Here is a 9,594-nt window from a genome sequence, read left to right as displayed (position 1 = left end):
TAACTTATTGCACTCTCAATGATCTTACTTCCCCAACATGAATCACTCTCTTTATTCAAATAGCAAATAAGGGGAATCGTTATGGAAAACCTTTTTTACTTGAGTGTTAAATACTTCAGACAACATCGATTCATTCATCACTTCATCGGTTTTCCCTACTGCCTGCACAACGCCTTCTCTTAACAGCAAAACATTATCGGAGTGACGTAATGTTCGATTTAGATCATGGTTGGCCATAATAATCGCTAAACCTTTACTTGCCATTAAATCGATAAGTCGATACAGCAAACTTTCTTGCCCTACATCAAGCGGTGCACTAGGTTCATCTAACAATAAAGCTTGTCCATAGGGGTTTAAACTTGGCCATACTTGAAGACATATCCCCGCAAGGCGAACTCTCTGCCATTCCCCACCAGATAAATGATGTATTGAGCGATGTAACTTGTTTTCAATCGATAGCAGCTCAGTTATTTCTTTTACCGCAGGAGAAATATCAAATTGATTTGCTGTGGTCGGAATAGATAAAGAGAGATAATGGAAAACAGACATAGAAAAAGCCGGGCGACCAGTTTGCGGCAGATAAGCACGTTTTTGCGCTAATTCAGCCAGCGTTAAATGCGCAATAGACTCACCAGAAAGACAAATCTCCCCGTGGCATTTAAGTAAGCCTGATATAGCTTCAAGTAAAGTGCTTTTTCCGCTGCCATTAGGGCCAATGACATGCAATATCTCACCTTCATTAACACATAATGATAATGGCAATAAGCGTGGTGCTACTGATACATTCTTAATCTCGATCATGATTTCGTAACAACATCCATATAAAAACAGGTGCGCCTAAACTCGTAGTCATCACGCCTAGTGGCAACTCTGCTGAAGAAAGTGACACGCGAGCTAATAAATCTGCAAACACCAGTAATGTTGCACCACAGAGTGCCGACATTGGTATTAAATATTTGTTTTCAGATCCAAATATTAGACGGATTAAATGTGGGATAACCAGACCAACGAAACTAATCACACCACCAATAGCAACAGAGCACCCAACCAATACCGACACTAATAAGATTAATTTCCATCGCAATTTAGCGACATCTAACCCTAATTGCTTGGCATGATTTTCACCAATCATCAGTAAATCTAAGGATTGAGTTTTCGTACACAACCAGATGATGGCTGGTAACATAACCAACCCTAATGAAACTTGTGTCCAAGTAACGCCACCTAAGCTTCCCATTAACCAATACATCAAAATTCTTAAATTAAGATTATCGCTAAAGTAAAACGCCCACGTCACCATCGCTCCAGATAATATTCCGAGAGCAACACCTATCAATAAGAGCCTTGCCGTTGTGAGATGCAGTGCTTTCGCCATCATGACTATTAATAAGGTAAATACTAATGAACCAGCAATCGCTACGAACATCGCCCCAAAAGGAGTCATCAAAAATGGGAAAAAGAATAATGCGATGACCATTGCTAGGCTTGCACCACCAGAAATACCCAGCACACCAGGTTCAGCCAGTGGATTTCCCAATAATACTTGAAGCGTGGCACCAGAAACGGCCAAGGATGCGCCAAGTAAAATAGCCGCAACTAAACGTGGGAGCCTTAAATTAAGAATGACTTGTTGTTGAAATTCACTGAGTGGTGAGAATAAAGAAAGATCAATATCACCAATGGATAAGTATGAAAGGCAAGAAATGGCTAACAGTACACTCATGATGATGAATGGAAGCCGCCATTTCTGTTTTTTTTGTATGATTAACTGATTGAATTGCATGTGTCTTAGGCTCGCATGGTTTGCCACACCATACCCAGTAAACTATCAAATGAAAAGCATTCCTTCATAAGACACTCTCATTTCCATCTAAATTAAATGAGAAATGCCTTAAGGAGAAGTTATCAGCGCTATTGTGCCACTTTTATAACCACTTCATTACCAATTAATAATTTAAGCTCCATTGATGTGCTGTCTTTTTCAATAAATACACACACCCTTTGTTTATCAGCTTTTGCTTGCTTAATTAAACTCGCTAATTGATTAACATCGTCATATTGCTCTCGATCAGCATCACGGCGACATAAATCTACAAATTCAAAAGGACAATTTTCAGGATACAAAACCAACTCGGACTCTTGCATTAAACGTAAGCTCTTAATTGATAGCATCTCAACATCTTGACCAAATTCAACCCACGTTAATGAGCCGGTAACCAACTCCTTATTATTCAAAACATCTTGATATAACGACTCTAATTCTGAGCGTTCATCAACGGTTGAGATTTGAGAAGACGAAAAAAAGCGTTCCCAAAATTTACGTCTTTCATCGACAGTGGCTAACTCTTGCTTAATGCTATTACGCTTTGACGCACCAAAATCCGCTAACATTGCAAGATTCTGAGGGAGTATTGATTCCAACTTTTCTCTTAAATAACGAATTAAAACCGGCGAAGCTCCACCACTGGATACCGCAATTTGAATGCGACCTCTATTGATCATTGAAGGCGTAATAAAATCACAATAAGGCTTATCATCAACGACGTTAACCATGATGTTTTTCTTTTTAGCATCATCATGTACACGATGATTCAATTCAGGGTTATCGGTGGTCGCCCATACCTGAATATAATCCACTAACATGTCACTTTGATAAAATGACTTAACCCATAAAAGAGTTTGTTCTTCTGCTAAATGTTGCAAATGTGGATGAACTTTCGGAGATACAACGGTCACTTTTGCCCCTGCTCTCAACAACATATCTATCTTCCTGCAGGCTACTTCTCCACCGCCGACAACAAGAACTGGCTTATTATTTAAATCTAGGAAAATCGGAAAATAGCGCATTCCATACCTTTTTGTGATGTGTGACTCACGAACGATACTACCAAATTTGTGCAGATAGGAAACATAGGATCTCCATCACAAACAATTTTACTTCGTATTTTTTTAATTTAACTCCTATTCACTCTATTAACTGTATCAATAATTATTATTTAATATCGCTTAATACAAAAAAAACAGAAGATCACATCAAAATCACTATAACAGTGCTAGATTGCACTATTTACAAAACCATAACATTTATTCATTCTAAATTTACACAAGGATTTGTGATTAGACTCAAACACATATTGGATGTTGTGTTTGTTTAATTCGAATTCTTACCTACGCTTAATATGGTAGGACTGTGGGTTGGATATAAAAATAACGACCAACCATTCACAATGAACATCATTCAAGTTACACAACATTTACTTGAAAAATCACAGAGAATCGAACTCAGAATCATACTGATTTCATGGACGTATACAGGAAGAATACACATGGCGAAAACAATTAAACTTTTAGCTTCAGCTGTTGCCGTTTCGGCAGTAATGATGGCCAATTCTGCCTTTGCAGGTACATTGCAAGATGTGCAAAAAGCAGGTGAATTAAAATGTGGTGTGAGTACTGGTTTAGCCGGTTTCTCTAACCCGAATGAAAAAGGCCAATGGGAAGGTCTAGACGTTGAGTACTGTGAAGCATTAGCTGCTGCAACTCTCGGCGATAAAACCAAGATTAAATTCATTCCTTTAAATGCCAAAGAGCGCTTTACTGCCCTGCAATCAGGTGAAGTTGATGTTCTATCTCGTAACACCACTTGGACATTGCAACGCGATGGTTCATTGGGTTTAAACTTTATTGGCGCAACTTACTATGATGGCCAAGGCTTCATGGTGAAAAAAGATCTAGGTGTGAAAAGTGCTAAAGAACTAGATGGTGCTTCTGTTTGTGTTCAAGCAGGTACTACAACGGAACTTAACCTTGCTGATTATTTCCGCGTGCAAGGAATGACATTTAAACCTGTTGTATTTGATACTATGGACCAAACTTCAAAAGGGTTTGATTCTGGCCGTTGCGATGTACTCACTTCAGATCAATCTCAACTTTATGGACTACGTTTAAATTTAAAAGATCCAAACTCTGCAACCGTATTACCTGAAATCATTTCTAAAGAGCCTCTAGGCCCTGTTGTTCGCCAAGGTGATGACCAGTGGTTTAACGTAGCTAAATGGACTCTATTTGCCATGCTGAATGCGGAAGAATATGGTATTACGCAAAAGAATGTCGATGAAATGAAAAAATCGAACGATCCAAACGTAAAACGTATTTTAGGTCTTGATGGTCCTAAAGGTGAAGGTTTAGGTCTAAAAGATGACTGGGCTTACCAGATTATAAAACAAGTGGGTAACTACGGTGAAATGTTTGAGCGCACCGTTGGTCAAGGTTCACCACTAAAAGTTGATCGTGGTGTCAACAAGCTATGGAATGCGGGTGGTTTCCAATACGCTCCGCCAATTCGTTAGTTTTCATAAGTTCTCGAAAAATTGAAGCTTTGATTACAATATAAAGCTAAGGGGCGGTTTCGGCCGCCCTTTTCATAATCAGATTTTGAGGTTACTGTCGTATGAAAACCACCAAATCAAATGAAACAGTCAATCCGTCTAATGCGGGTAACTCGCTTTCTAGTTTAATTTACAACCCCACCTTTCGGTCTGTCGTTTTCCAGGTACTGACCGTTGCCGTTATTGGCTATTTTCTTTATATCATCGTAAATAACGCGGTCACCAACCTTAACGATCGAGGGATCTCTACAGGTTTTGGCTTTCTTGACCGTGAAGCTGGCTTTGGTATCAGCCTAGCACTCATAGAATATGATGAGACCTACTCTTTCGGCCGAACCTTCTTTGTTGGCTTATTAAACACAGCTCTAGTCTCGATCTTAGGGATTATATTAGCGACCATTATTGGTTTTATAGTCGGTATTGCTCGTTTATCTTCTAATTGGATTGTCAGCCGTTTAGCTGCTGTATTTATTGAAATTGTTCGTAACGTGCCCCCATTATTGCAAATCCTTTTTTGGTACTTTGCCGTTTTACAAGCTCTACCCTCCGCTCGTCAAAGTTTAAGCCTTGGTGAAGCCGTCTTTTTAAATATTCGTGGCTTATATTTCCCTAAGCCAGTATTTGAATCGGGTAGTTGGATGATTGGTATTGCTGCCATCATTGCTGTTGCACTAAGTATTGCTGTTTATGTTTGGGCTAAAAAGAAACAGGCTCTCACGGGTCAACAAACCCCTGTTGGGCGTATAACACTTGGCCTATGTATTGGCTTACCTGTTATTGCTTACCTTTTAGCCGGAATGCCTGTATCTGCCGACTACCCAGCGTTAAAAGGGTTTAATTTCCAAGGCGGTATTACGATACTTCCAGAGCTATTTGCACTCTTGATTGCCCTTGGTATTTTTACGGCAGCTTTTATTGCAGAAATTGTCCGTTCAGGTATCGAAGCAGTAAGTCACGGTCAAACAGAAGCGGCAATGGCGTTAGGTATTTCGCAATCAAAAACACTTAAGCTCGTTGTTATTCCACAAGCAATGCGAATTATTGTTCCACCGCTAACCAGTGAGTATTTGAATTTAACCAAAAACTCCTCATTAGCGATGGCAATTGGTTACCCAGATTTAGTTTCTGTTTTTGCAGGTACAACCCTAAATCAAACTGGGCAAGCCATTGAAATTATCTTCATGACCATGGGGGTTTACTTAGGGCTGAGCCTATTAACTTCTTGGCTTATGAATATCTACAACAATAAAGTTGCACTCGTTGAACGATAAGGTGGATAGAGAGATGAAACAACATCAATTTCAACCCAGTCTTCCGCCACCACCCAATACAGTTGGTATCGTAGGCTGGATGCGTAAAAACTTATTTAGTAGCCCATTAAACGGTATTACCACGGTTCTTCTGGCTTACTTTGCATTTCAACTAATTTGGTCAGTTTTAGATTGGGGTGTCTTTAACGCCAGTTGGATTGGCACAACTCGCGATGACTGTACAAGTACAGGTGCTTGTTGGGTATTTATTAGTGTGCGCTGGGAACAGTTCATGTACGGTTTCTACCCTACAGAAGAGCTGTGGCGTCCTCGCTTATTTTACGGCACATTAGCAATATTAGTCGCGTTAATGGCCTATGAAAAAACACCTAAACGTTCATGGATCTTTATTTTCTTTGGTTCAGCCTACCCTATTTTAATGGCTGGCTTATTAGAAGGATCGATGTTTGGTCTACCTTCTGTTGATACTCATCAATGGGGTGGATTACTGGTAACATTAATTCTTGCCATTATTGGTATTGTATTATCGTTACCGATTGGTGTGGTACTAGCTTTAGGTCGCCGATCTAAAATGCCAATCATAAGTAAACTGAGCGTTTTTTATATCGAAGTCTGGCGTGGTGTTCCTTTAATTACCGTACTCTTCATGGCATCGGTAATGCTACCACTGTTTTTTTCTGGTGGCGTTCAAACAGACAAGCTGGTTCGTGCTCTCATTGGGGTAACCATGTTCTACTCTGCTTATATGGCGGAAGTTGTTCGTGGTGGCTTACAAGCCATTCCTAAAGGGCAATACGAGGCAGCAGACTCTCTAGGGTTAGGTTACTGGCAAAAAATGCGCTTGGTGGTATTACCGCAAGCATTGAAAATCACCATTCCATCGATAGTAAATAACTTCTTATCGTTATTTAAAGATACTAGCTTAGTGTTAATTATTGGCATGTACGATGTACTGGGTATTGGTCAATCGGCAAATACCGATCCAAATTGGCTAGGTTACTCCACAGAAAGTTATGTCTTTGTGGGACTCGTGTTCTGGGTATTTTGTTTCGGGATATCTCGTTATTCGATTTATTTAGAAAACAAGCTAAATACTGGCCATAAACGTTAAGTGTAATTCAAGGAAGTATTATGACTGAACAACAAGATTACATGATCCAAATTCAGGACATGAATAAATGGTACGGCGAATTTCACGTACTAAAAAACATTAACCTTAACGTGAAGAAAGGCGAGAAAATCGTTATTTGTGGTCCTTCTGGTTCGGGTAAATCGACAATGATTCGTTGTATTAACCATTTAGAAGAGCATCAAAAAGGCAGCATTCACGTATCTGGTACCGAGCTGACGGAAGATTTAAAAAACATTGAAATCGTTCGTAAAGAAGTCGGGATGTGTTTCCAACATTTCAACCTCTTCCCTCACCTTACAGTATTAGAAAACTGTACTTTGGCGCCAATCTGGGTAAAGAAAATGCCTAAGAGTGAGGCCGAAAAGATTGCGATGAAGTATTTAGAAAGGGTAAAAATCCCAGATCAAGCGGATAAGTTCCCTGGCCAACTATCAGGTGGTCAACAGCAACGTGTGGCGATTGCTCGCTCTTTATGTATGAACCCACAAGTGATGCTATTTGACGAGCCAACATCGGCACTCGATCCTGAAATGGTACGCGAAGTTCTGGATGTAATGGTTGAACTGGCCGGAGAAGGTATGACCATGCTTTGTGTCACTCACGAAATGGGTTTTGCAAAAGAAGTGGCTGACCGTGTGATATTTATGGATGCTGGTGAAATCATCGAAGAAAACAACCCGAAAGATTTCTTTGAGAACCCGCAATCCGATCGCACCATTAATTTCTTAAGCCAAATCCTTCATCATTGATTTAGCTCAAGTTATATTATTTATAAATACACACTAAATCATAAAGTAATGCATAACAAAAAGCCTTAGCGTCATTGCTAAGGCCTTCTTATTATTAGAGGTTTTCTAACCTAGAAATACCAAAACCAGCAACAATAAAATCGGACGTACTGGATTTGGCTTAACCATCATTTAATCATTGGCAACTGATCTCATCCCAAAACCAGTTTGATTGATTGGGTGTTTCCCATACACCCGGTGAGTTTTTAGCGGTAAAACACTTACCATTATGTGTCACTTTATCGCCTGCACCTACTTGAGTTTCACCAGCCACCCAAGTAATAAATGTATTTGGATTCGGTGTAGGCTCAGGGCTTGGTTCTGGCGTTGGTTCTGGTGTAGGCTCTGGAACCGGTTCAGGTGTTGGAGCAGGTTCAGGCGTCGGCTCTGGCGTTGTTGCACCAGAAACTAATTGCCACGGACCACCAGCGGCAGGGCTATCCCCTTGTGTCCACCATTTCGCTTCATAAACACCACCTTCAAAACTCACTTGATTGCCAGCAGTGTAAACTTTAGCCACTTCCCATGCTGCGATACCATTAACAGGTGGATCAACAGGATCTGGATTGACTGGTTCTAAATTATCGACAACGCGTACTTGCGGCCACCCTGCATGCGAACCGTAAAAGTTAGTCACACATTTTTCATAATCGCCTTCAACTAATGCAGAATACGCCGTTTGGAAGCCAACTAATTCACATTCAAATGAATAACCGCCTGGACGGTCAGCATAATATTTCCAGTTACCATCCCAATTGGTATAAAGAACATCAGTTGCACCATTTAAGTTTAAACTTCCATAAGGCGTCTGCTGCCAGCATGTATTTTTCTCATCTGCTTCAATTGGAATTTGGAAATGTGCAGCTAAACCTTCCCAGTAACGAATACGGTTAACAGGTTGTCCTTTTGTTTTGTTTTGCTCACCGCATTCAATACCGCCATTGATAATATTAATAGTCGTACCAAATCCATAACCAATTCCAGCGTCTAATTCCCGTTGCGAAGGTGTCCATGTACGATCAATAACATGCAACATCGCCGGTTTTGGTGCTTGAGGCGTTAAGAAAAACCAAATAGCCGAAGCAAGGTTTAGCCACGAATCAGCCACTAAGCCAGGGTTATTCAGTAAGACAGTTGCATCACCATCGTACATCACTTCAGAAAATGCGCCGTAGTTAAAGTGGTAAGAAAGTTGTTTTGCACCACGACCGAAATAGCCTTCACCCGTTGCGCAAGGCCAGCGTTTATTCTGCCAATCATCTTGGCCGCAACCAGTGGTGTAACCGACTTGGCCTTCAGACCAACCCATTTCGCGAACATGCACAAGCGCTTGTTGCCATTCTTCAAGTGCTAGTGGGTTGTCAGAAATATTATCCTTAGCAATATGACCACCCGTTTCTTGAGAGAAGTGAGCAAAAGCAGTCACAATTGATTTCTTACAAATGGCGTCTGAATCACGCCCGTCTGTGTATTCACCACAAAATGCAGGAAACTTCCCTATCGCTCGTAAAAAACGAGTATAAGTATATTCAGGTGCAGCCATGTGAGTGAGAAATTCCCAGTCAGACTGTGGAAACACTTTTTCCACACGTTTTACGTTATCAGGGTTCGTTGCCAAACCGGGTTCAATCGTTTCTACAACAGAATTAGGCGTTGTTTGTAGCGCTCCAGCCCAAGTCGTATACATTGGATCGGAAGTTTGCGCTTGTTCAGAAGCTTGTATATCGGCCCGAGACACAACATAACCCGATGCATTTTCTGGATCCGGCTGAATGTTCATTGCTGCCATTGCATTGCTTGAAGAAGCAATTCCAACTATCAATGCCAAGTATTTTAATTTAAACATAACTCTTTCCTTGTGTATGAAATTCACATCTAAGAAGAGTAGTTTTATTCACGTGTATATATAGTGATAAGTTTGTTTATACGGTAAATTTGCGAGGAATAGTTGTTATGTGGTGTAGCATTACGGGTTGAGTTAACGAAAGTGTGAATAGATTGACATTATGATTGAA

At 40.5% G+C, this 9,594-nt stretch carries 8 protein-coding genes; 4 read left to right on the top strand and 4 right to left on the bottom strand.

Annotated elements, in window-relative coordinates:
* Positions 1–51: 51 nt before the first annotated feature.
* The 3 genes from btuD to A1QC_RS13830 form a co-directional block, all read right to left on the bottom strand.
* Positions 52–801: a vitamin B12 ABC transporter ATP-binding protein BtuD gene (btuD, locus tag A1QC_RS13840; protein ID WP_017026216.1), complete on the bottom strand. Its 750-nt coding sequence runs from the start codon at positions 799–801 to the stop codon at positions 52–54.
* Positions 788–1,783, bottom strand: coding sequence for a vitamin B12 ABC transporter permease BtuC (gene btuC, locus A1QC_RS13835; protein WP_017026215.1), 996 nt, complete (start codon positions 1,781–1,783; stop codon positions 788–790). Before btuC ends, btuD begins: the two co-directional genes overlap by 14 nt.
* Positions 1,784–1,911: 128 nt before the next feature.
* Entirely contained in the window at positions 1,912–2,847 is a 936-nt protein-coding gene (locus A1QC_RS13830) for a precorrin-2 dehydrogenase/sirohydrochlorin ferrochelatase family protein (protein WP_026025969.1), read from the bottom strand.
* A 479-nt stretch (positions 2,848–3,326) separates the two neighbouring features.
* Here A1QC_RS13830 and A1QC_RS13825 point away from each other — a divergent pair, with 479 nt between their 5' ends.
* The 4 genes from A1QC_RS13825 to A1QC_RS13810 all read left to right on the top strand — a co-directional run bounded on the left by A1QC_RS13825 (position 3,327) and on the right by A1QC_RS13810 (position 7,540).
* A complete protein-coding gene (locus A1QC_RS13825; protein ID WP_017026213.1) occupies positions 3,327–4,349 on the top strand; it encodes an amino acid ABC transporter substrate-binding protein in 1,023 nt (340 codons plus the stop codon).
* 101 nt (positions 4,350–4,450) lie between these two features.
* On the top strand, positions 4,451–5,659 hold the full coding sequence (locus A1QC_RS13820; protein WP_017026212.1) for an amino acid ABC transporter permease: 1,209 nt from the start codon (positions 4,451–4,453) through the stop codon (positions 5,657–5,659).
* Positions 5,660–5,672: 13 nt separating this feature from the next.
* Entirely contained in the window at positions 5,673–6,770 is a 1,098-nt protein-coding gene (locus tag A1QC_RS13815; protein WP_017026211.1) for an amino acid ABC transporter permease, read from the top strand.
* 20 nt (positions 6,771–6,790) lie between these two features.
* Entirely contained in the window at positions 6,791–7,540 is a 750-nt protein-coding gene (locus tag A1QC_RS13810) for an amino acid ABC transporter ATP-binding protein (protein WP_017026210.1), read from the top strand.
* Between the two features lie 175 nt (positions 7,541–7,715).
* Here the strand turns inward: A1QC_RS13810 and A1QC_RS13805 are convergent, their stop codons facing one another.
* A complete protein-coding gene (locus tag A1QC_RS13805; RefSeq protein ID WP_017026209.1) occupies positions 7,716–9,425 on the bottom strand; it encodes a glycoside hydrolase family 19 protein in 1,710 nt (569 codons plus the stop codon).
* Positions 9,426–9,594 lie beyond the last annotated feature (169 nt).

The sequence above is a fragment of the Vibrio rumoiensis 1S-45 genome, assembly GCF_000286955.2.
Taxonomy (GTDB): Bacteria; Pseudomonadota; Gammaproteobacteria; order Enterobacterales; family Vibrionaceae; genus Vibrio; species Vibrio rumoiensis_A.
This window is presented reverse-complemented; position numbering and strand designations above follow the sequence as displayed.